This is a genomic window from Candidatus Similichlamydia epinepheli, assembly GCF_003056015.1.
The window spans coordinates 1-1,002 of sequence record NZ_PPEU01000163.1; the positions used below are offsets into that span (position 1 = coordinate 1).

General features: G+C 40.1%; 1 protein-coding gene. It reads left to right on the top strand.

Annotated elements, in window-relative coordinates; translation table 11 throughout:
• Positions 1–402 precede the first annotated feature (402 nt).
• Entirely contained in the window at positions 403–672 is a 270-nt protein-coding gene (locus GCCT14_RS05160; protein ID WP_108624474.1) for an SWIB/MDM2 domain-containing protein, read from the top strand.
• The last annotated feature ends 330 nt before the right edge of the window (positions 673–1,002 follow it).

Genomic DNA, 1,002 nt, shown 5'->3' on the forward strand with positions numbered 1-1,002 from the left:
GCGGTTAAGCTGGTGCCGTAACGAGCTGGAGAAATCCATCGAATTGCTGTTTCTTGCCTTTCCAAATCGTCTTCATGATTGATAGCAGGGTAGCCCAACTCGCAACCTTCCTGCTTTAACCATTGATCTAAATAGAAAGAATCTCCAAGCTCCGTCTTACGGATTGTTAATTCCAAAACGAACCTCTCTATCTTGAATACTTAAACATTAAACAACGTTCTACACAGCTAAGGTTCTTCAACAAAGCTGTTAATCTTCAAGGAGAAAGTCAGCAAAATGAGAAGACATAGAGCGCTTCCCAGGGAAAGTTATTTGACGACTAAACTGCGTAAGAGATAAAAGACCGGATTGAGTTTTGTATCAGCCTTGGGCGCCATCATAGCTAAAAAATCGGAGAACTTCATGAACGAATCGAAGCGACACAAAGCCCTAATGGAACCAGTCATTGTGAGTGACGAACTTGCTGCAGTAGTTGGATCTGGGCCACTTCCTAGAAGCGAAATAACAAAGCGCTTGTGGGCTTATATAAAGAAAAAAAGTTTACAAGACCCTCAAAACAAGAAAAGAATCACCCCAGACGATCTTTTGTCAGTCATCTTTGGCACAAAAGAATCAGTTGACATGTTTGAAATGACACGTCTTGTCTCGAAGCATATCAAAAGAAAGCAGTAGACTTTTCCAAAAGTTAAACCTTTCTTACTTTCTTGCTGTTCGACCTCATTATGACTACACTTTTTGTGTCTTTGAAGTCGAACACGTTGGAAGTTTATGTTACGAAGCAGGCTTCTTATTGCTTATGATGGTTCTTTGTTAGGCGGGTGGCAATCCAGCAATTAAATTGTACGAAAGATTTGGCTTCGAAATAACTGGAAAAAAAAAGCGATTCGCTAAAAGAAAAGAAGGTGGCTACTTCGACTACATATTGATGCAAAAGAATTTGGAGGAGAGATGACGGGTGATAAAAAAACCGCTCGAGAGGAGGTTATTTTGATTGTTAACGAT